We start from the raw sequence: 21411 nt of genomic DNA on the forward strand, positions 1-21411 counted from the left end.
GCTAGAGCGCATCGGTGCCGGTGTCGCCGGTACGGATGCGCACCGCCTGTTCAACGTTGAAGACGAAGATCTTGCCGTCACCGATCTTCCCGCTATTGGCGGCATTGGTGATCGCATCGCAGGCGCGTTCAACAAGACTGTCATCGATGGCGACTTCGATTTTCATTTTAGGGAGAAAGTCAACGACATATTCGGCCCCTCGATAGAGCTCTGTATGGCCCTTCTGCCGCCCGAACCCCTTCACTTCAGTCACCGTGATCCCCTGCACACCGATGGCAGACAGGGCCTCACGGACGTCGTCAAGCTTGAAAGGCTTGATAATCGCCGTCACTAATTTCATAGCGGATGTCCTCATTCAACGCAGTCAACGCATAGAGCAGAACCGCAGCGAAGCGTATAGCCAGGGCTGAGGTGAAGAGGGTTTTGCATAAGCCGTGCCACCCCCTGCTCCCTGGGGCTGGCAAGGCGCCTCGTGCGCGTCTGCAGCCTGACTCGCCTTGGCTCCGAGACGGCGATCTAAACCGAACCCATACAACGGACACGATGCCTAATACCCAGGCAAGCGTGGTGATCGCGGGCGGCTTCGCAAGGGGGCAACACACGGTGAGGTCGCACGGCATGGCCACGGCATGGCCAGAAGCGACAAAATGCCTGTAAGATGGTTGGGGCGCAGTGCGGAGTGGGCGGGGGCGATCACGGGCGCAACGAATGTGTCGCAAGGTGCCTACGCGAGCCGGGCTCGACGTTAGCGGGCGGTGGCGGTGGTAACGGTAGCAACGATGAACAGCCGCCAGCAGGGTCGGGGCGCGGCTGGGCAAAGCGGTTTGCGGGGTCACGTCGCAGTCGGTTGCACCATTATGGCTGGACAGCACCACCTCGCCGCACACCCAGCGCACCACATGAGTGCAGACGGTCGTTATGAGGAGCGCAGCTATGCTCGACAACAAGACCATCGATGAATTGGCCCAAAAGCTGACGGCGAACCTGCCGGCAGGCGTGCGTGAGTTCCACGAAGAGGTGGAGAAGAACGTTCGCGCCTCCCTGCAGGCTGGGTTTTCTCGGCTTGATCTGGTTACCCGGGAGGAGTTCGATGCGCAGGCCAAAGTGCTAGCACGCACCCGTGCCCAACTCGATGAACTGAGCCGGCGTATTGCCCAGCTCGAGAGCCAGCGGCAACAGGGCGACAAGAGCAACGCCGCGGGCAACGCCCCTGGAGGCGGTGCGGAGTCTTAGCCGCCTCCGGCCGCTGCGACAAACTCCGAGCGTTATCGAGTTGCCGAAGACCCCCAGCCTTTGCGGGCTGGGGACGGTGTTGGTTGGTGTGTAAGGAAGAGCCATGGATGCCTGTTACGACCTGATTGTCATCGGCGGCGGCAGCGGCGGAGTCGCGACCGCGCGTCGTGCCGCAGAGTACGGCGCACGCGTTGCGCTGATTGAACGCGAGCGCCTCGGCGGCACCTGTGTCAACCTCGGCTGTGTGCCGAAGAAGATCATGTGGTACGCCAGCGAGACGGCATCGTCGCTGGAGCACGCTGCGGAGTTCGGCTTCAGCGTGGCCCCGCACGCCTTCGATTGGACCACCCTGAAGACGCGGCGTGACGCCTTCGTAGCCCGCCTCAACGAGATCCACAGCACCAATCTGGAACGCTCAGGCATCGATCTCTATCGCGGGCACGGTCGCCTCGTCGGCGGCAACGCCGTTGCGGTCGGCGAACAGCAGCTGCGCGGTACGAACATTCTCTTAGCGCCGGGGGCACGTCCGCGCCGGCCGCAGATTCGCGGCGCCGAACACGGCATCGACTCCGATGGCTTTTTCCAGCTCGAGCAGCTGCCGCGGCGGGTCGCGGTCGTCGGCGCTGGCTACATCGCCCTGGAACTCGCCGGGGTGCTCCACCACTTAGGCGCCGATACCACCCTGGTGGTGCGTCACGACGGCCCCCTACGCACCTTCGATCCACTGCTGCGCGAAGCCCTCTTGGAGGCTCTGGCGGTGAGCGGACCGCGTCTGCAGACCGGTTTTACCAGTGCCGCCTGCGAGCCCGATCCGAGCGGGAACGGGCTCTGCTTGGTCAGCGCGAACAAGGAGCGGCTGAGCGGCTTTGATACCGTCATCTGGGCCATCGGCCGTGACCCGGCCACCGACGACCTCGGCCTCGCACGAGCCGGCGTCGATTGCCGCCCCGATGGGACCATACCAGTCGATGCTTATCAAACGACCTCGGTGCCGCACATCTTTGCCGTGGGTGATGCCATCAGCCCGGATCACCAGCTGACCCCGGTCGCCATTGCCGCGGGCCGGCGTTTGGCCGATCGCCTCTTCGGCGGCGCTGACAAGCGCCACTTGGAGTACCGCGACATCCCGACGGTGGTCTTCAGCCACCCCCCGCTCGGCACCGTCGGCTTGACCGAGCCGGAGGCCGTCGCCCACTACGGCGCCGACGCGGTGCGCTGCTATCAGACCCGTTTTGCCCCGATGCGCTACGCCCTCGCCCCGGCCGAGCACAAGATTCGCAGCGCTATGAAACTGGTGACCGTAGGCGCGGAGGAGAAGATCGTCGGCATCCATCTTTGTGGTGACGGCGCCGATGAGATGTTGCAGGGCTTTGCGGTCGCGCTGCGAATGGGTGCAACGAAGCGCGATTTCGATGAGACAGTGGCCATCCACCCGACCAGCGCCGAGGAGCTGGTCACGCTGCGCTGACGAGAGCGGAGAGAGAGGGTGAGCGGACCCGAGCCAAACACTGCGGCCGAAGGAGGGGAGTGAGGAGATGGAGCGGGTGATGGGAATCGAACCCACATCGCCAGCGTGGGAAGCTGGAGCTCTACCATTGAGCTACACCCGCAGTGCCGTCGGGAGTGATCGTACCGCCAACCGCGGTCCGGTGCAAGCCCGTTATAGGCCCGCTGCCAGCCCGGCGAAGAGCTTGAAAAGGCTGCACTCCATACCTTCACGGGCCACCGGCCGCCTCGCTAAATCGTCGCGCGGTTCGAAGCGATTCAGTATGCACGACGGCTGCGCTCACTGTTCCGGCGCCAACGTGCGTAAAATCAACTGCTCGGTAGCGGCTGCGGGCGCTACCACCGCTTTTTGAACCCCCCACCAGTTTGAGAGGTCGTGATGTCAGAGAACACGATCGCTGTAGAGCGGATAGTGGTGTCAATCAACGGCGCGTCTTACGAACTGACCACCGGAGCCAATTGCACCGATGCGCTGGCTCAGCTTGGGCTGGAACCGACCCAGCGCCTTGCCGTCGAACTCAATGAAGAGATCGTCCCACGCAGTCAATTAGCAACGCATAGGCTGCAGGATGGCGACCGGATGGAGATCATTCAGGCCGTTGGTGGCGGCTGAAGGTCGGAACGAAGCTTATTCGACAACAACATAGGAGCGTACCCCTCTATGTCCGATTCCGATCCGCTGATCATTGCCGGACGCGAATACCACTCACGACTGCTCGTCGGTACCGGCAAGTATCGTGATATCGAGCAGACCCGCGATGCTATCGCCGCTAGTGGTGCGGAGATCGTCACCATCGCTCTGCGCCGCAGCAACATCGGCCAAGATCCGCACGAGCCGAACTTGCTCGATGCCGTCCCCCCCGATCGCTACACCATTTTGCCGAATACCGCCGGCTGCTACACCGTGAAGGACGCCGTGCGCACCTGCCGCTTGGCGCGCGAGCTGCTCGATGGCCACAACTTAGTCAAGCTAGAGGTCCTTGGCGATGAGCGGACCCTCTACCCGGACGTTCCAGCGACGCTAGAGGCCGCAGCGACGCTCGTCGCCGAAGGCTTCGAGGTGATGGCCTACACCAGCGACGACCCGATCGCCGCGCGGCGGCTCGAGGAGATCGGCTGTGTGGCCGTCATGCCGTTGGCCGCACCGATTGGCTCGGGGCTGGGGATTCAAAACCGCTACAATTTGTTGGAGATTGTCGAACAGCTCTCGGTCCCGGTGCTCGTCGATGCCGGCGTCGGCACCGCCTCCGACGTCGCCGTCGCGATGGAGCTCGGCTGCGATGCGGTGCTTCTCAATACGGCGATTGCCGGCGCCCAGGACCCGGTGCTGATGGCCTCAGCGATGCGCAAGGCCGTCGAAGCCGGACGTGAAGCCTTCCGCGCCGGACGGATTCCGAAGCGCCGCTACGCCTCGGCCTCCTCACCGCTGGACGGAACCTTCTTTTAACCCCTTTCTAACCGTAACCGCTTAGGTCATTCGAGTGCGTGCATGTCGAGTCCATCCGAGAACCCAGCGAACCGATCTGATCGGCCGAACACCCTCCTCCGCCCGACCCGCTCATTTGTCCGCCGCGAGGGCCGCCTGACCCGCGGTCAGGCCGCTGCCCTGGAGCGTTTATGGCCTCGCTACGGGGTCGAGTCCGAGGGCGTGATCGATCTTGATCAACTCTTTGGCCGAAACGCTGAGCGGGTGCTCGATATCGGCTTCGGCAATGGCGAGGCCTTAGTCGCCATGGCTGCAGCCGATCCGGCGCGCGACTACTTAGGGGTCGAGGTGCACCGCCCTGGTATCGGCCACTGTCTGCGCAGCGCCGAGCAACACGGACTCGGCAATCTGCGCCTCTTCGCCGGCGATGCCGTCGAGCTGCTGCGCGCTCACTTGCCGGAGCGCTCGCTGGCTGCGGTGCACCTCTTCTTTCCCGATCCGTGGCCGAAAAAGCGCCACCATAAGCGGCGACTGCTCCAGCCCGCCTTCCTCGATCTGCTCGTCCCGCGCCTAACACCGGGCGCGATTTTGCACCTCGCGACCGACTGGGAAGAGTACGCGCTGGCGATGTTAGCCTGCCTGGAGGCCGATGCGCGCTGGGTCAATCTCGCCGGTCGCGGCGCCTTTCTCCCGCCACCGCCGCCGCGCCCGCGCACCAAGTTCGAGCGTCGCGGGCTGCAGCGCGGTCATACCGTCTACGATCTGCGCTATCGATTGGTGTAGCCACGCGGCGGGCAGAGTCCTCGGCGCAACCCAACCGCTTCGGCGAGGTGATCGACCCCGATCGTCTCCTCAGCGGCCAGATCGGCGATGGCGCGCGCGACCCGCAGGAGTCGGTAGTGCCCGCGCGGCGAGAGGCCGAGCGTCGTGCTCGCTTGCGCGAGCAGCTCTTCGGCCGCATCGCTCAACGGCGCGATCGCCCGCAGCCCTTCGCCGTCGAGATCGGCGAGGATCGCTCCGTAGCGCTCGTTTGCATATTGGCGCGCGGCGGCAACGCGTGTGGCGACAACCGCAGTCGGCTCACCGTTGACGGCGGTACGCAGCTCTTGCGGTGTTAAGCGCGGCACTTCGATGGCCAGATCGAAGCGCTCAAGCAACGGCCCGGAGATGCGCCCTCGATAGCGCTGAACTTGCTCCGGCGAACAGCGACACGACCGTTCCGGATCGCCGTGGTAGCCGCACGGGCACGGATTCATCGCTGCGACCAGCTGAAATGCAGCAGGATAGGTCACCTGACCGCGGCTGCGCGAGACTGTTACCTGGCGCGTCTCGAGCGGTTCGCGCAGTGCCTCCAGGGCGTGGCGTGCCAGTTCCGGGAGCTCATCGAGAAAGAGGATACCGCGGTGGGCGAGCGAGACCTCTCCGGGGCGCGGGGGGTGATTGCCGCCACCGACTAGGGCCGCCGTCGAGAGGGTATGGTGGGGCGCCCGAAAGGGCGGTTGTCGCCACGTCGCCGGGGCAACGCCGGCGCCGCTGACTGAGCGCACGGCGGCGATCTCCAAGGCGTGCGTCTCATCAAGCGCCGGCAGTAGACCGGGCAGGCGGCCCGCGAGCATGCTCTTGCCGGTCCCCGGTGGGCCGCTCAGCAGTAGATTCAACCCACCGGCTGCGGCGATCTCCAAAGCGCGGCGAGCGGCGGCGTGGCCGCGCACATCGGCCAGGTCGGGGTAGGTCGCGAGCTCGTGGGGGTGGTTCGGTGCTCCGAGCGTCGGCAGCGGCGTTCGCTGCTCGATATGCTCGATCACATCGATCAAGCGCGCGGCCGCGTATGCTCCGTGCGGGTGGACCAAAGCCGCCTCGTCGCGATCGGCTGTCGGTATGATCAGCTGGCGCTCCGCTTCACGAACCGCTAACGCCGCCGGCAGCACCGCCCCGACCGCGCGAAGCTCGCCGGTCAAGGCAAGCTCACCGAGAAACTCAAGATTGCCGATCTCGCTGTTTAACTGGCCCGATGCGGCGAGAATCCCAACGGCGATCGCCAGATCGAAACGGCCACTGCTCTTGGGCAAATCGGCCGGTGCGAGATTGACGGTAATTCTGCCGAGCGGAAAGTCCAGTCCGCTGTTAGTGATGGCGCTAAAGACGCGATCACGCGACTCGCGCACTTCAGCGCGCGGCAGACCGACAAGAGAGAATGCGGGGAGCCCCGGCGCGAGGTGAACCTCGACGAAGACCTCGGGGGCGGCGACGCCGACGGCCGCTCGTGCCTGTGCTACGGCTAAAGACATTGTAATTGGCCCTCCATGGCCCCTTCGCTCTGACCTTCGCTGTCAGGGCGAAGGTCGGATTGCTGCTAAAGCTGCTCCTGTGCGACGGACACTCTACCACGTTATCGGCGTAGTGCAACGGCGAGAAAGAGCGCCCGCGGCGCCACCTCCCTGCGGCGTCTCGCGGGCATCAGCGCCATTGAGCTGGCGCGCTAGGCAAAGAGCAGCGGATTGCGCGTAACGCTGACCATGATGACGTAGAAGAAGATGGCGATGGCAGCGAAGAAGAAGCCCATCCGCACCGGGCGGGCCTTCTGACTGCCCAGGGCGATGGCACCGCAAACGATATAGGCGACCAGACCGATGACCTTGACCGTCAGCCAGTGATCGACAAAGGGGTACTGGCTGACCATAAACATCAAGATGAGCGCCGTTGTCAGCAAGATGGCGTCGACGGCCGAGGGGATCGCCTTCAGGGCGCGATGGTGAAACCACGCCGAATCACTAAAGAGCAGATAGCCGCGGGCGATGAATAATCCAATGCTCAGATAGGCCGCTAAGAGGTGGAAGAGGTAGAGCGTTTCGTGCATGCCTTCGATCCCTTCTGTTGCGATTCCAGATGGCGGGGCTATTCTTGCCTGCTCCTGCATTTGGCGGCAAGCCCCCTCGGCGCTGCACCGCAGCGGTGCGGTGGTGCATCACGGTGCCCGCGCACGGTGCAGCGGTGTGGCAACACCCCGGCCAGTGCTCTGTTAAAGCGATTTCGCGCAATTGGCACGATGTGTGCAGAAAGCCCTGCGCAGCGTGATAACGCCCTGCGCAGCGTGATCTTGTTCGCGCCTCTTTCGTAAGGAGCACAATAACTATGCACATTCGACATAAGAACCGCCTTCTGCTTGCCGCGTGCGGCCTCGCCGGCGTCAGCCTAGCCGGTCCACTCGCCGCTGAGGAGGAACTCGGGGCCGGTTTTAGCCTCTCATCGAACGTCGCCCTCACCTCGAACTACGTCTTCCGCGGTTGGTCCGAGAACGACGAGGAGCCCTCCATCCAGGGTGGTTTCGATATCGCCCACACCAGTGGCATCTACTTCGGCACGTGGGCAGCGGCGGCTGCAGCCGGGGCGCTGGAGCTGGATTACTTCATCGGCTATGGCCACGATCTGACCGATACCCTATCGCTTGATGTCGGGATGTACTACTACGGCTATCCCGACGCTGAAGGCGACCCCGATACGCTCGAGTTTTACGCCGGTCTCGGCTTGGCGCTCGCAGTAGCCGACGGCGACTTCTACGTCCACTACTCCGACGACTACTTCGGTCGCGAAGAGGCATCAATCTATCTAGAGACGAACTGGAGTATACCGATCGCTGCCGGTTTTTACGGCATAGTCCGAGCCGGTTATTTGATTACTGATGACCTAGAGGACGAAGAGAACGGCGTGGACTCCATCGAAGGCTTCGACTACGCCATCGGTCTCGGCTACGAGTACGGCACCCTCGATTTCAGCCTGATCTACGCCGACCACGAAGAGGATGACGACGATCAGGTCGCCTTTACGATCGCCCGCTCCTTCTAAGCGTATCCTGGCCGCGCTCCGGTCAGGCGAAAGCGCTCTGGCTCAATCGGTTCCAGAGCGCTTTTTTCGTGCTGGTGTGATCGTCGTCACCTATTGTTAACCCAGCACCCCGAGGGCATTGAGGAAGACCACCGCGATCGCCACCGGTACGACGTAGCGCACCGCGATCAGCCACGACCGGTAGAGCCACCGGTTGCCGAAGGCCAGCTCACCCTCGCTGACCTGCAACGGCATAACCCAGCCGACAAAGAGGGCGATCAGCAAGCCGCCTAAGGGCAGCATGATGCTCGTCGAGAGATACTCGGCAATCTCCATGAAGTTCAATTCGAAGAGGGTATAGCCCGACCAGGCGTTAAACGAGAGCAACGAGCCGATCCCCAGCAACCAGGCAGCCCCGGCGATCGTCGCCGTCGCCAGGGGGCGTTGCCAGCCGCGCGATTCGACCAGATAGGCCGTCGCCGGCTCCATGATCGAGATCGCCGAGGTCAACGCGGCAAAGGAGAGTAGAATGAAGAAGACCGTGCCAAAGAGCAGCCCGCCCGGCATCTGCCCAAAGCCGTAGGAGAGGGTCACGAAGACCAAGCCTGGTCCCTGTTGCATATCCAGGCCGGCGGCGAGAATGATCGGGAAGATGGCCAGCCCGGCAATCAGCGCAATCAGGGTATCGGCCCCGGCAATCGCCCCGCTATTGACCGGAATCGACGAGCGGCTTGAGAGGTAGGAGCCGTAGGCCATGATCGCCCCCAGGCCGAGGCTCAGGGTAAAGAAGGCCTGCCCCATCGCCACCAGCACTGCCTGCCCGGTCAGGGCGCTGAAATCGGGCGTAAACATGAACTCCAGCGCCTCGGTAAAGGCGCCCGCCCCCATGCCGTAGCCAACCATTACCAGTAGCAGGAAGAAGAGGATCGGCATCAACAACCGGACTGCCTTCTCCAGTCCCTGCTCGACTCCGCGCATCACGATCCAGGCGGTGAACGCCATAAAGAGTGTATGCCACAGCAGCAACCGGCCGGGGGAACCGAGCAAGGTGCTAAAGAACTCATCGACGGTGGCGGTGTCGGCGCCAGTAAACGCACCCGTCATCGTGTAGGGAACGTAGGCCAACGACCAGCCACCGACGACCGAGTAGAACGAGAGCACTAAGAAGCCGGCCACTACACCCAGCCAGCCGAGGATTTGCCACACCGGCTTCGCGCCGTAACGTGCCGGCAAGGTGCGCATCGTATTGATCGGACTTTGACGGCCGGTGCGCCCAATCAAGATCTCGGCGATCATCACCGGCAGCCCGATGAGCAGGATGCAGCCAAGATAGACGAGGATAAAGGCAGCCCCGCCGTACTCGCCGACTACGTACGGAAACCGCCAGATATTGCCCAGTCCGACCGCTGATCCGGTCGCGGCGAGCACAAAGGCCCATCGCGACCCCCACTCACCGTGTATGGACGCTTGCTGAGACCCACTCATGCCAGCCATCCCCCGTGGTATTGTCCGGAATTGGAAATCGGAGCGTAATACAGGATGCGGGTAGCGGAAACCCCTTCTCTACGCGGCATCTCGGACACATTGAGCACTGCACCGGCTTCGACAGGCCCACACGACTCGGCCCCGTACGGCTTATGCGGCCAAACGAACCGCACTCGGTAGCGCCACATCCATAGCAATCGGCAAATGGTCCGAGAGGGCGTGCTTGAGCACCCGCGCTCGCTCCACGAGCAGCGTCGGACTGACCAGGATATGGTCGATGTTGCGCTTAGGCCGCCAACTCGGGAAGGTATGCAGGCCGTGAATTGGCTCGGAGAGATCTGTGCGGCGCCGTAAGCGCGTCAGTTCCCGGCTCTGCGAACGGCAGTTGAGATCGCCCATGAAGATGACGTGGCGATGCTGCCGGATCAGCTCGACAAGAAAGTCGATTTGACGCAGTCGTGCGCGTCGGCTTAAAGCCATATGGACCAGGACGACATTCAACGCTTCATCGCCCATTCCAAACCGGATCTGCAACGCCCCGCGCCCCGGTATGATCCCCGGCAAACGGTGCTCAATGATCTCCGCCGGGCGATAGCGACTCAGCAAACCGTTGCTCTGCTGCGCCAAGTGTCCTATATCGCGATTGGTCTGGATGTACCAGTAGGGGAAGTCGCCTTTATAGGCGAGGTACTCGACTTGGTTCATAAAGCCGGTACGGAAACTGCCACCATCGACCTCCTGCAGCCCCACCAAATCGAAGGGCGCGATCCAGTCACCGATACGATCGAGATTGCCCTGCCGATGGGCGTCGGGAAGGAGATGCTTCCAGCCGCGGGTGAAGTAGTGGTGATAGCGCGAAGTCTCGATGCCGCCCTGGATGTTGTAGCTCAGCACCCGAATGGATGGGGGTGCGGCGACGGCCAGACTCGGGCGCAGCGTGCTGTAGACTCCCTCAGGGAGCCGATGCGAGAGATTGGTCATGGCCCAAGCGCGGCGCCCTCCGGCGGGAGGGCGCCAAATACCAACGCTTCAAATCCGTCTCTGCTACTTCTTAGCGGCATCCATGCTCGCAAGAAACGCGGCCACAGCCTCGATATCCTCAGCGGTCATCCGCTTCGCGATATCGCGCATTTCGCTGTTGCGATCGGAGGTGCGCTCGCCGCTTTGGTAGCCCTTCAAGGCCTCCACGGTGTAGGTCTGATCTTGACCGGCGACGAGGGGATAGAGCGCGCCCTGCACCCCCTGACCGCGCGGACCGTGACACCCGGTGCAGGAGGTCACGTTGCGGTCGCGTACACCGGCGAAGTAGATCTGCCGTCCCCGCTCGGCCAGCTCCTCGTCGACCTCTTGGGCCGGCGGCGGATTCAGCTGAGCGTAATAGGCCGCCAAGTTGCGGATATCAGCATCCGAGAGACCCAGCGACTCGGGAGTCATCAACCCCTGCGGGTCGTACCGCTCTTCGTCCCGGAAGAGCCGCAGGTGATGGCGGGTGTAGTCGGCTTGCTGACCGGCAACACTCGGCCAGCCAGGGACCTCACTCACCCCGGACCCACCGTGACAAGCCGCACAACTTTCCTGATGGAGCCGCTCGCCAGCCCCGATATCAACCTCGTCGGCACTCGCCACCCCGATACCCAGGGCAAGGATGGCGGCCATGGCGAAAATCTGCGTGCGATGGTACATAGTCTTCGTTCTGCTCCGCTGATGGAGTGGGCTCACTCGCGCGCGTCCGCGGACGCTAAACGGGGAACACTTATAGCAGCCGTTCCATGAGGCGTCAATTTACTTGTTTCGGAAGCCACTTAGCAAAGGCGAATCTACCATGCATACAGAACGCCAGGCCATCAACAAGCCTTATCGAGAGGCACGCTTCCGGTTGAGTGCGCCGACCCCGGCCGATCTCTGCCCTGATGAAGGGATCGAAGTCGCCTTTGCCGGCCGCTCCAACGTCGGCAAATCGAGCCTCCTCAACGCCTTGACTGAGCAACACAAGCTCGCTCGCACCAGCGGTACACCGGGGCGTACCCAGGCGATCAATGTCTTCGACCTCGACGACCAGCGCCGCCTCATCGACCTGCCCGGTTACGGCTACGCCAAGGTCCCAGTCGCCATCAAACGGCGCTGGGAGCGCGCCCTGCCTGAGTATTTCGGCAGCCGTCGTTCGCTGCGCGGAGTCGTCGTCATCATGGACATCCGCCACGCCCCAACACCGCTCGATATCCAGATGCTGCGCTGGTGTGCGGCCACCAAGTTGGCCGTTCACGGCGTCTTGACCAAGGCCGATAAGCTCAAGCGCGGCGCAGCTCAAGCGCGCCAGCGTGAATGTCTGAAGGCGCTTACCGAGGCCGACCTGAAACTGACGAGCATCCAGCGCTTTGCGGCCCCGCAGCGCGACGGGGTCGCCGCACTTGCCGAGGTGCTCAATATCTGGTTCGGCTGGGCCGAAGAGCCGCCACCCCCCCCCACCCCGAGTGCGGGCACGGCCGATCGGGAACCTTCGAGCGCGACTTATGGTCGCACCTATTAGAGGCGGCTATAATAGGTCCGTAGCGTAACCTCCCTTCAAGCGTTCTGGCGTGGCGCTGGAGACCCCCGGCCCTCCCCCAGGGTCGGGGGCGCACTTGGCCCCGGTACTCCGACCCCCAGGAGCCGGGGTCCTTTCTTTTTGGCGTCCTTGCGCATCTAAACGCCGGAGGATTCCTACCAAACCGCGCCGCAGTGCTCCGCCTATAGCGGCGCGGCGGCCGATCCGCGCTGTAGCGTCTCGAAGGCGAGGCGGCGCTGATGCGCCGGCGCCGCCTCGGGAGCGTGACTGACGATAAGGACGGTACGCCCCTGCAGCCAAGGCTCTAAGCGGTGGCAAACCGTCGCGGCAGTCTCATCATCAAGCCCACGAAACGGCTCATCGAGCAACACCACCGGGGCATCGGTTAGCACCACCCGAGCCAGCGCTAAGCGCCGTGCCTCGCCGCCGGAGAGCTGTGCCCCCCCTTCCCCGACCCACGCCTCTAGTCCCGCGGCGTTTGCCGCGATGCGCTGATCGAGCGCGACACGCTGCAGGGCCGCCCAAAGGGCCTGATCATCGGCCTGCGGGGCGGCGAGACGTAGGTTAGCCGCCACCGTATCGGCGAAGAGTTCAGTGCGCTGCGTCAGGTAGCCCAACGCGCCAAAGCGCTCGGCCTCGGGCCACGCCGTGCTCGCTCGCTCGCCCAGGTAGACGGTACCACCCTGCGGCACGATAAAACCGGCGATCAGATCAAGGAGGGTCGACTTTCCACTCCCCGAGGGGCCGTAGACAACCACCTGCTCACCCGCTGCGATGTGCAGATCGACCTGCTCCAGGATCGGCTCAGCGTAGGTATGGTGGCGAAAATCGACTTTATCGAAGCGGATCGGGAGCGCGGTCTGCGGCGCAGCGGCAGCGGCGGGCTCGCGCGGACCCGCTTCTGCGCCAGCAGCCGGAGCTGTGCTCGGAGCCGGGGTCGCCGTTGCATCTGGCCCGACCGCTTCAGTTCCAGTTGGCCCAGTGCGTACCGTTGGCCCCGACGCCGCTCCAAGCGCTCCAGCACTCGTAGCGGCCTCATCGACGACCTCGCCCCTTTGTAGCTCAAGCAGCCGCCGGGCCGCGGCCCGGGTCCGCCCGAGCTGCTGCCACGCCCCCGGCAAGGCACTCAGCGCCTCACCGGCTGCCAGCGCCGCCAGTGCCGCCAGCGCCAAGATCGGGCCGCTGATCTCACCCGCCTGATAGAGCGGGATGCCGCTGAGCAGAGCTGCGAGCAACGCGGCGTGCCCGAGCAGACCGACTGCGGCATCGCCGAGCCCGGTCAGGCGCTGCGCCCGCGCCCGGGCCTGCGCCAAGCCGTGCGCAGCCCTCATCAAAACCCGCTCTTGACGTTCCAGAGCGCCGCCGGCACGCAGCTCGGCCAGCCCCTGTACGGCATCGACCCCAGCACCCCGCAGCGCCGGCAGATGACGATCAATCGCCTCGCCATGGGGGAAACCGAGCCGCCATGCAGTGGCGGGCAGCAGCACCCCCCCGATGGCGAGGACGGCCCCCACCGTCCACCCCAGCGGGCCGGTCAGCACAATCAGCACACCGACGGTCAGCACGATCGTCACCGCCGCCGCCAGCGTCGGTCCGACGATGCGCAGATAGAGGTTATCGAGCGCCTCGACATCGGCCGTCATGCGATTGAGCAGCTCGCTACGACGCAGCCGTGCTAAGCGTGGCAACGGCACCGGTGCCAGTGCCCGAAAGAGTTGCCCGCGCAGTCGGGCCAGCGCCCGCAACACCGCATCGTGGTGAACCAAGCGCTCGAAGTAGCGGGCTACGGTCCGGGCGATGGCGAAGAAGCGAATCCCGGCACTCGGGCGATAGACCTCCAGGGCCAGCCCGCTTAACCCCGCCACGGCGGCGGCGGTGATGAGCCAGCCTGAGAGCCCCAGCAAGCCGATCGCCGCCAGCAGGCTGACGATCAACAGCGTGGTGCCGAGCGCTAAGCGCCCGCGCTCTGCCTTCAGGTCTTTAAGAAAGGGCAGCAACTCACGCACGTCGATCCTCCACCAAGCGGCCGTGCTCGATCACCACGATGCGCTCCCCCCAAGCGTGCACGGCGGCGTCGTGGGCCACCATTAAGATCGTTCGCCGGCCATCCGCTAAGCGTGCCAGTGCCTTGAGCACCCGCTCGGCGCTCGCCGGATCGAGCCCGGCGGTCGGCTCATCGAGCAGCAGCAACGGGGCCCCGGATAAGACGGCACGGGCCAGCGCTAAACGGCTCGCCTGCCCACCGGAGAGGCCGTAGCCCCCCTCGCCCAGGGGGGTATCCAGCCCCTGTGGGAGGGCCTGCACGACGGCCTCCAGATCGGCCTCACGCAGTGCCGCCCACAGTCGCTGCTCGTCCTCACCCCCGTGAGCTTCGCTTAACGGCGCGGCGGCAGCCAGCGGATCAGCGAGCAGTAGATTCTCGCGGATGGTGCCGTGGAAGAGCCACGGCTGCTGTCCAACCCAAGCCACGCCCGCGCCTCCGGGCGGTAGGGCATCACCGATGCGCACCTCGCCGCGGGTCGGCTCTAAAAAGCCCGCGGCCAAGTGCAGCAGCGTCGACTTGCCAGCCCCACTCGGACCGCGAATCACCACCCGCTCGCCGGCCTCGATGCGCAGATCGAGATCGCGTAACCCCACCATCGCTGTAGACGCCTGCCCCTCCGCAGGCCGGTCAGCCGGCTCAGTCGCCTCGGCGGGCGCCGTCGGGAAGGTCACACTCACACCGCGAAAGGCCACAGCGACCGGGTTCGGGATGGGCAAACCACTCTCCGGCTCGCGAATAGCAACGGCCTGAGCGCACCACTCGGCTGCGCTCAGCTCACGCGGCACGGGTTCGGCAAGCAGTTGAGTGATCTCTTTGGCAGCACCGACAGCCGTCGCCTTATCGTGGTAACAAACGGCGAAGCGGCGCAGTGGTAAAAAGATTTCAGGCGCTAAGATCAGGATCGCCAGCCCACTAAAGAGACCGAGCTGCGGCCCGGGACCAAACTCCAGGAAGCCAAGCAGGGAGAAGCCAACATAGATCGCCACCAGGGCGATTGAGAGGGCGCTGATCAACTCTAAGGCCGCCGAGGAGAGAAAGGCGACCTTAAGCACCTCCATACTGCGCGCCCGATAGTGGTCGGCGGCTCGCTCGACATCGGCAGCGGCCCGCTCACCGGCGCGGAACAGGCGCAGCGTCGCGAGACCCCGGAGACGATCGAGGAAGTGGGCGCTGATGCGATTGATCGCCTGCTGCTGGGCTTGCGCACGCCGCTCGGCCCGCATCCCGATCAAGGCCATAAAGAGCGGCACCAACGGCACCGCCAACAGCAACAGCGCCCCGGCCAGCGGATCGAGGACAAAGACGACCACGATCAGCGCCAACGGCACCAGACTCGCCAAGACCATCTGCGGCAGGTAGTGCGCATAGTACCCCTCAAGCGCCTCGACCTGCTCGACCAAGGTGCTCGCCACACTGCCGCTGTGATAGCGCTGCAAGCGCGAAGGCCCAAGCGCCGCAACGTGTCGATAGAGACGCTGACGAATAGAAGCGGTGATCGCCTGCGCACTCCAAGCCCCCGCCGCGCCGCGCGCCCAGGTGCAGAGAGCACGCCCGATAAAGACCCCGGCGAGCGCGACCGCGTACGGCATCAATGCACTCAGGGGCGTCTTCTCGATAATGGCGGCATGGACGATCCAGGCGATTAGCAGCGCCTGGGCAACAATCAGCGCCGCATCAAACAGCCCGACGCCGATATGGGCCGTGACCGCAGTGCGGGCCGGGGCAATCTGCGCCCGCAGCCAGCGGCTCGGCCGCTCGGTCGTGCTTTCCAAAGCCGGCGCAGTCGCTGCAGTAGCATTTGGGGCGCGGACTGCCATTTACGAATACCCGGTGCTCGGGCGCACCTTGCCGCGAAAGACCCAATACGTCCAGGTGGTATAGCCTATGATGATCGGCAGCATAAAGAGGATCCCGAGCAGGATAAAGAGCTGTGACTCCGGCGCTGAGGCCGCTTCGTCAAAGGTGACGTGGGGCGGTATGGCGTAGGGCCACTTGCTCGCCACAATCCCGGCAAAGGCCGATAAAAAGAGCCCGATGGCGGCGAAAAAGGGCAAATACTCGCGCCGCTCTTGGACCGCCCACCACAGCAGTAGCAGCGCCAAAGCACCGAGCAGCGGCAGCGGCAGAAGCCGTGGCCACTCACTCAGCCAGCGCTCCATGACCTGCGGCTGCGTCAACGGTGTCCACAGGCTGACGACCAACAGGCAGAGCGCCACCGCAACCACCAGCAGCGGGGTCACCCGATAGAGCCACTGCTGCGTCGTCCCCTCGGTCTTCATGATGCCCCAGGTTGCACCCAGCAAGGCGTAGCCCAGCACCAGCGAAAGCGCAGTAAAGAGGGTGAAGGGGGTTAACCAGTCGAAGGCACCGCCGACATAGACCATCCCCTCGACCTCAATTCCCTGCACGAAGGCGCCGATGACAATCCCTTGCGCCGCCGCGGCCACGATCGAACCACCGGCAAAAGCGGCATTCCACCACGGCCGCGACCGTCGCGATTTAAAGCGAAACTCGAACGCCACACCGCGGAAGATCAATCCGGCGAGCAGCAGAAAGACGCCGAGGTAGAGCGCCGGCAGCAGGATCGAGTACATCGCCGGGAAGGCGGCGAGCAGCCCAGCGCCGCCGAGCACCAACCACGTCTCGTTGCCGTCCCAGACCGGGGCGACCGAGCGCATAACATCATCGCGCGCGCGCTCATCGGGCATGAAGGGGTAGAGGATCCCGACCCCCAAATCGAAGCCATCAAGGACCACATACATGATGACTGCCAAGCCGACGAGGCCGACCCAGATAGCGGTGATATCAATCAACTCCATGACGCTTACCTCCGCGCTGCTCTCGGTCACGATCAGGGCCTTCAGGGCCTCCAGCCCCACCAACACCGTCACTGCCGGTGCGCTGCTCAGCCGACCGCGACTCGCCAAGGGTATAGGCGTTGTGCTCGGCGCCCGCCGTCTCAGCACCCGGATCGTCATCGAAGGAGACATCGACGACGGCCATCGGCCGCAGCGGGTAGATCTCCGGAGGGCGAGGTTGCGCGTAGCCTTCGGGCCCTTTGATCACGATGCGCGATAGGTAGTAGATCCCGGCCCAAAAGATAATCCCGTAGACGACGATGTAGCCGATCAACGTCGCCAAGGCCATCGCCCCGGTCAACGACGGCGTCACTCCCTCGCTCAAACTCATCTGCCCGTAGACCAGCCACGGCGAGCGGCCGATCTCGGTGACAAACCAGCCGGCCAGCACAGCGACAAAGGGTGCCGGGATCATCCACTGCAGCACTCGGTGCAGCGCTCGGCTCTCGTAGAGACGGCCGCGCCAGCGCAGCCACGCCCCCCACAGCGCCACCGCAATCATCACAAAACCGATGGCCAACATCACCCGAAACGACCAGAAGACCGGGCCGACCGGCGGGCGCTCAGCGGCCGGTACTTCGGTCAGTCCTGGGACTTCGCCGTGCCAATCGTGGGTCAAGATAAAGCTGGCCGCATTCGGGATGCCGATACTGAAGCGGTGCGCCTCGGCCTCCGCATCGGGCCACGCGATCAAGTAGAGCGGCGCCCCAGTGCGAGTGTGCCAATTCCCCTCCATCGCAGCGACTTTGATCGGCTGCTTCTCGAAGGTGTGCAGGCCGTGCATATCGCCAACCAACGCCTGCGCCGGAGCCGCGCAGAGGATCATCCACATCGCCATCGACAGCGCCTTACGGTGGACCTCGACGGCGCGCTTACGCAGCAGGTAGTAGGCGCTGACGCCGGCGACCACAAAGCCCCCGGTCAGCAACGAGGCAACGGCGACGTGCGCGAAGCGATACCACAGTGACGGGTTGAAGATCGCCTCGCTCCACGAGGTAACGTAGACGATGCCATCGCGCCACTCGAACCCGGCCGGAGTCTGCATCCACGAATTTGCTGAGAGGATCCAGAATGACGAGATGAAGGTGCCGATCGCCACCATGCAGGCGGCGAAGAGGTGGGTACCGCGCGGCACGCGATCGCGGCCAAAGAGTAAGATGCCGAGAAAGACCGCCTCAAGGAAGAAGGCCGTCAGCACCTCGTAAGAGAGGATCGGACCGATGAAGTTGGCGGTCGCATAGGCGAAGTTGCTCCAGTTGGTGCCGAACTGGAACGACATCACCACACCGGAGACCACCCCCATGCCGAAGACGACGGCAAAGATCCGTGTCCAGTGCTCGGCCAGTTGCCGGTAGCGATCGTCGTTGGAGCGGTACCACAACCCCTCCAGGACCGCGATGTAGGCCGCTAGGCCGATCGTGAAGACCGGAAAGATGGCGTGGAACGAGACCACAAAGGCAAATTGCAGCCGCGATAACAGCAGTGGATCGAGTGCTTCCATCCCGTCACATCACCTCGTCGTTGCTGCCCTTGTCACAGAGAAACATCACAGAGACACAAAGACACAGGGAGCCTCTACCTAAGAACCAAGGTCAACGACGCGCCCCCTCAGTGCGCCTCCTGCCAGTTCTCACCGTAGCCGACCTCGACCTCCAGCGCCACATTGAGCGCACCGCGATCGGCTTGTTGCATCGCTCGACAGACCTGCGCGGTGACGGCATCGACGTGCCCCTCTGCCACCTCCAAGACGAGCTCGTCGTGGACCTGCATCACCAGCCGCGCCTCTTCGGGGTGCGCTTGCAAGACCCGATCGACATCGATCATGGCCCGCTTGATCAGATCGGCCGCACTCCCCTGCAGCGGGGCGTTGATGGCGGTACGCTCGGCGTACTCGCGGCGCTGCCGGTTGCGGCTGTGGATCTCCGGCACATACAAGCGGCGGCCGAAGAGGGTCTCGACGTAGCCGCGGCTGCGCGCCTGTTCGCGGGTCTGCGTCATCAGGGCGCGCACCCCTGGGTAACGGTCGAAGTAGCAGTCGATGTAGTGCTGCGCCTGATCACGTTGAATGCCTAACTGCCGGGCCAATCCCCACGCCGACATGCCGTACATCAACCCGAAGTTGATCGCCTTCGCTGCGCGGCGCTGCGCATCGGTCGGCTGCTCCCCGCCGAAGAGTTCGGCGGCGGTCCGGCGGTGTACGTCCTCACCGACGGCAAAGGCCTGGCACAGGCTCAGATCTTGTGACAGGTGGGCCATGATCCGCAGCTCAATCTGCGAGTAGTCGGCACTCATCAGCACGTAGCCGGGTTCGGCGATAAAGGCCTTGCGAATCTCCCGTCCAGCATCACTGCGCACGGGGATATTTTGCAGATTGGGGGCCGTGGAGGAGAGGCGGCCTGTCGCCGCAACCGCCTGGTGGTAGGAGGTGTGTACGCGCTGGGTGCGCGGATGGATCAGCCCCGGGAGCTTATCGGTGTAGGTCGATTTGAGCTTAGCCAGCCCCCGATGCTCAAGGAGCAGTCGCGGCAACTCGTGGCCCTGCGCCTGCAGCTCTTCGAGCACCGCTTCGGCTGTTGAGGGCTGCCCCTTCGGGGTGCGCTGCACCACCGGGAGCCCCATGCGCTCGAAGAGGATGGCTTGGATTTGGCGCGGTGAGCTGAGATTAAACGGCTCGCCGGCAAGGGCGTGCGCGGCCGCCTCGACCTCGCCCATGCGCGCGGCCAGCTCGTGGCTTTGCGCCTGCAGCCGCTGCGGGTCGATCCGCACGCCGGTGCGCTCCATGCGCGATAAGACCGGGAGCAGCGGCATCTCGATCTCGCTAAAGAGCTGCAGTAAGGGCGGCTCGGCGCACAGGCGCGGATAGAGGTGATGATGCAGCCGTAGAGTGATATCGGCGTCTTCGGCCGCATACGCGGTCGCCGCCGCCAGATCGATCTCAGCAAAGGGGGTCTGCTTCGCCCCCTTACCGCACAAGGCCTCATAGCTCGTCGTCGTCACCCCCAGGTGGCGTTCGGCGAGAGAGTCCATATCGTGCCGACTCGCACCGGCATCGAGGACGTACGACTCAAGCATGGTGTCGTAGGCGATCCCGCGCAGCTCAATGCCGTAGCGGGCCAGCACGCTCATATCGTACTTTAGATTCTGGCCGATCTTACGCGGCGTTTCGGCCTCCAACAGTGGCCGCAGCTTCGTCAAGACTTGCTCAAGAGTCAATTGCTGCGCCTCAGATCCCGCCCCGCGGTGGCCGAGCGGGATGTAGGCGGCCCGATGCGGCTCAACGGCCACCGCCACCCCAACGATCGCGGCATCCATATAGACCAGAGAGTCGGTCTCCAAGTCGAAGGAGAAGGCCTCGGCCGCCGCCAACTGCTCATACCACTGCGCCAATGTCGCCTCATCGACCACGCAGAGATAGTCCACCGGGGTCGGAGTGGTCGCCGAATCCGGCGCAACTCCAAGCGGCGAGGTCGAGCCCGGCGCAGCCCCTGTCGTCGCCCCCGGTTCACTGGAGGCGGCCGGCTCGGGCACAGCCTGCTCGGAGCCATCGCCTGCATCGAGTTCGGCCAACCAACGGCGCAGCTCGTAGCGGCGATAGAGTGCCCGCAGTTGCTCGAGATCCGGCTTGCTACGCCGCAACACATCGGGGATCACGTCGAGCTCCAGATCGCAACGAATCGTCACCAGCTCCTGGGCCAACGGCAGGGCATCGAGGTGTGCCCGCAAACTCTCGCCGACCTTGCCGCGGATCTCGTCGGCGTGCGCCTGCAGGGTTGCCAAGTCGCCGTAGTGCTGCAGCCACTTCGCCGCCGTCTTCGGACCGACCTTCGGCACGCCGGGGATGTTATCCGAGCTATCCCCCACCAGCGCCAGATAATCGACGATCGCCGCCGGTGGCACCCCGAACTTCTCCTCAACCCCGGCGCAGTCGAGCTGTTTTCCGCTCATGGTGTTGAGTAGGGTGGTGTGCGCATCGACCAGCTGCGCCATATCCTTATCCATGGTCGAGATGACCACTGGGCCGCTGGCTCGCCGAGCCAAAGTTCCGATGACATCATCGGCCTCGACCCCCGGAACTTCGAGCACCGGGATACCGAGCGCAGCCAAGATCGCCTTAAGCGGTGCGCACTGCACGCGCAGCTCCTCGGGCATCGCCGGACGCTGCGCCTTGTACTGCTCGAAGAGATCGTCGCGAAAGGTCCGCCCTGGGGCGTCGAAGACGACAGCGATCTGCTGCCCTTCGACCTCGTCACTGAGCAGTGAGCGGACCATGTTCAGAACGCCGTAGAGCGCCCCCGTCGGCTCACCGTCGCGATTGCTCAGCGGCGGTAGGGCGTAGTAGGCCCGGTAGAGGTAGGAGGAGCCGTCAATCAATACCAGCTTAGCGTCGTGCTCGCCCATCGATCCTGTAATCCATTCCGCCGACCCATGCGCTCTAGTAAGCTCCAATGCGCTCTCGTGGCCCGACGGGCCGGTCGGGCAACCGTCGGCTTGA

The 21411-nt window shown here is 64.2% G+C and carries 17 protein-coding genes, 1 tRNA gene and 1 pseudogene; 7 read left to right on the forward strand and 12 right to left on the reverse strand.

Annotation, left to right across the window (positions count from 1 at the left end; translation table 11 throughout):
- Window position 1 precedes the first annotated feature (1 nt).
- Window positions 2-340: a P-II family nitrogen regulator gene (locus CKO15_RS02665; protein WP_200192239.1), complete on the reverse strand. Its 339-nt coding sequence runs from the start codon at window positions 338-340 to the stop codon at window positions 2-4.
- 593 nt (window positions 341-933) lie between these two features.
- Here CKO15_RS02665 and ubiK point away from each other — a divergent pair.
- Window positions 934-1233: a ubiquinone biosynthesis accessory factor UbiK gene (ubiK, locus tag CKO15_RS02670; protein ID WP_200192241.1), complete on the forward strand. Its 300-nt coding sequence runs from the start codon at window positions 934-936 to the stop codon at window positions 1231-1233.
- Between the two features lie 103 nt (window positions 1234-1336).
- Window positions 1337-2701 (forward strand): glutathione-disulfide reductase, encoded by a 1365-nt coding sequence (gene gorA, locus CKO15_RS02675; protein ID WP_200192243.1) that lies wholly within the window; start codon window positions 1337-1339, stop codon window positions 2699-2701.
- A 68-nt stretch (window positions 2702-2769) separates the two neighbouring features.
- On the opposite strand, the gene CKO15_RS02680 is transcribed toward gorA, so the two are convergent.
- Window positions 2770-2843 (reverse strand) — tRNA-Gly (locus CKO15_RS02680).
- A 275-nt stretch (window positions 2844-3118) separates the two neighbouring features.
- Here CKO15_RS02680 and thiS point away from each other — a divergent pair.
- Genes thiS through trmB form a run of 3 tightly spaced genes read left to right on the forward strand, consistent with a single transcriptional unit; the run spans window position 3119 to window position 4948 of the window.
- Window positions 3119-3352 (forward strand): sulfur carrier protein ThiS, encoded by a 234-nt coding sequence (gene thiS, locus CKO15_RS02685; protein WP_200192245.1) that lies wholly within the window; start codon window positions 3119-3121, stop codon window positions 3350-3352.
- 48 nt (window positions 3353-3400) lie between these two features.
- Window positions 3401-4186 carry a thiazole synthase gene (locus CKO15_RS02690; protein WP_200192247.1) on the forward strand — a complete coding sequence of 262 codons (786 nt, stop codon included), beginning with the start codon at window positions 3401-3403 and terminating at the stop codon, window positions 4184-4186.
- A gap of 42 nt (window positions 4187-4228) precedes the next feature.
- Window positions 4229-4948 carry a tRNA (guanosine(46)-N7)-methyltransferase TrmB gene (gene trmB / locus CKO15_RS02695; protein ID WP_200192249.1) on the forward strand — a complete coding sequence of 240 codons (720 nt, stop codon included), beginning with the start codon at window positions 4229-4231 and terminating at the stop codon, window positions 4946-4948.
- Here the strand turns inward: trmB and CKO15_RS02700 are convergent.
- The gene (locus tag CKO15_RS02700; RefSeq protein WP_200192251.1) at window positions 4933-6453 is read right to left on the reverse strand and encodes a YifB family Mg chelatase-like AAA ATPase; all 1521 of its coding nucleotides are present in this window, start codon (window positions 6451-6453) and stop codon (window positions 4933-4935) included. The two genes, trmB and CKO15_RS02700, sit on opposite strands and share 16 nt — an antisense overlap.
- A 191-nt stretch (window positions 6454-6644) precedes the next feature.
- Entirely contained in the window at window positions 6645-7022 is a 378-nt protein-coding gene (locus CKO15_RS02705; protein WP_200192252.1) for a SirB2 family protein, read from the reverse strand.
- Window positions 7023-7297: 275 nt separating this feature from the next.
- Between CKO15_RS02705 and CKO15_RS02710 the strand changes: the two genes are divergently transcribed.
- Window positions 7298-8008 (forward strand): TorF family putative porin, encoded by a 711-nt coding sequence (locus tag CKO15_RS02710; protein ID WP_200192254.1) that lies wholly within the window; start codon window positions 7298-7300, stop codon window positions 8006-8008.
- Window positions 8009-8104: 96 nt separating this feature from the next.
- Here CKO15_RS02710 and CKO15_RS02715 read toward each other — a convergent pair whose 3' ends face one another.
- From CKO15_RS02715 to CKO15_RS02725, 3 genes are all read right to left on the reverse strand, one after another.
- Window positions 8105-9472, reverse strand: a complete 1368-nt coding sequence (locus CKO15_RS02715) for a sodium-dependent transporter (protein ID WP_200192256.1) — start codon at window positions 9470-9472, stop codon at window positions 8105-8107.
- A gap of 150 nt (window positions 9473-9622) precedes the next feature.
- Complete coding sequence (locus tag CKO15_RS02720) at window positions 9623-10453, reverse strand: endonuclease/exonuclease/phosphatase family protein (protein ID WP_200192258.1); 831 nt, start codon at window positions 10451-10453, stop codon at window positions 9623-9625.
- A 63-nt stretch (window positions 10454-10516) separates the two neighbouring features.
- Window positions 10517-11155, reverse strand: a complete 639-nt coding sequence (locus CKO15_RS02725; protein ID WP_200192260.1) for a c-type cytochrome — start codon at window positions 11153-11155, stop codon at window positions 10517-10519.
- A gap of 160 nt (window positions 11156-11315) precedes the next feature.
- On the opposite strand from CKO15_RS02725, the gene yihA reads away from it, so the two are divergent.
- Complete coding sequence (gene yihA, locus CKO15_RS02730; RefSeq protein WP_200192304.1) at window positions 11316-11999, forward strand: ribosome biogenesis GTP-binding protein YihA/YsxC; 684 nt, start codon at window positions 11316-11318, stop codon at window positions 11997-11999.
- Window positions 12000-12199: 200 nt separating this feature from the next.
- Here the strand turns inward: yihA and CKO15_RS02735 are convergent, their stop codons facing one another.
- The 5 genes and pseudogenes from CKO15_RS02735 to polA form a co-directional block, all read right to left on the reverse strand.
- The gene (locus CKO15_RS02735) at window positions 12200-14023 is read right to left on the reverse strand and encodes an ATP-binding cassette domain-containing protein (protein WP_200192262.1); all 1824 of its coding nucleotides are present in this window, start codon (window positions 14021-14023) and stop codon (window positions 12200-12202) included.
- Entirely contained in the window at window positions 14016-15833 is a 1818-nt protein-coding gene (cydD, locus tag CKO15_RS02740; RefSeq protein WP_242464511.1) for a thiol reductant ABC exporter subunit CydD, read from the reverse strand. Before cydD ends, CKO15_RS02735 begins: the two co-directional genes overlap by 8 nt.
- A gap of 45 nt (window positions 15834-15878) precedes the next feature.
- On the reverse strand, window positions 15879-16880 hold the full coding sequence (gene cydB, locus CKO15_RS02745; protein ID WP_200192266.1) for a cytochrome d ubiquinol oxidase subunit II: 1002 nt from the start codon (window positions 16878-16880) through the stop codon (window positions 15879-15881).
- Window positions 16881-17034: 154 nt separating this feature from the next.
- Window positions 17035-18420: pseudogene (locus CKO15_RS02750) on the reverse strand (cytochrome ubiquinol oxidase subunit I); the annotation flags it as partial.
- A gap of 107 nt (window positions 18421-18527) precedes the next feature.
- Entirely contained in the window at window positions 18528-21317 is a 2790-nt protein-coding gene (gene polA, locus CKO15_RS02755) for a DNA polymerase I (protein WP_200192270.1), read from the reverse strand.
- Between the last annotated feature and the right edge of the window lie 94 nt (window positions 21318-21411).

The organism is Halorhodospira abdelmalekii (genome assembly GCF_016583625.1).
In the GTDB taxonomy this organism is placed as follows: domain Bacteria; phylum Pseudomonadota; class Gammaproteobacteria; order Nitrococcales; family Halorhodospiraceae; genus Halorhodospira; species Halorhodospira abdelmalekii.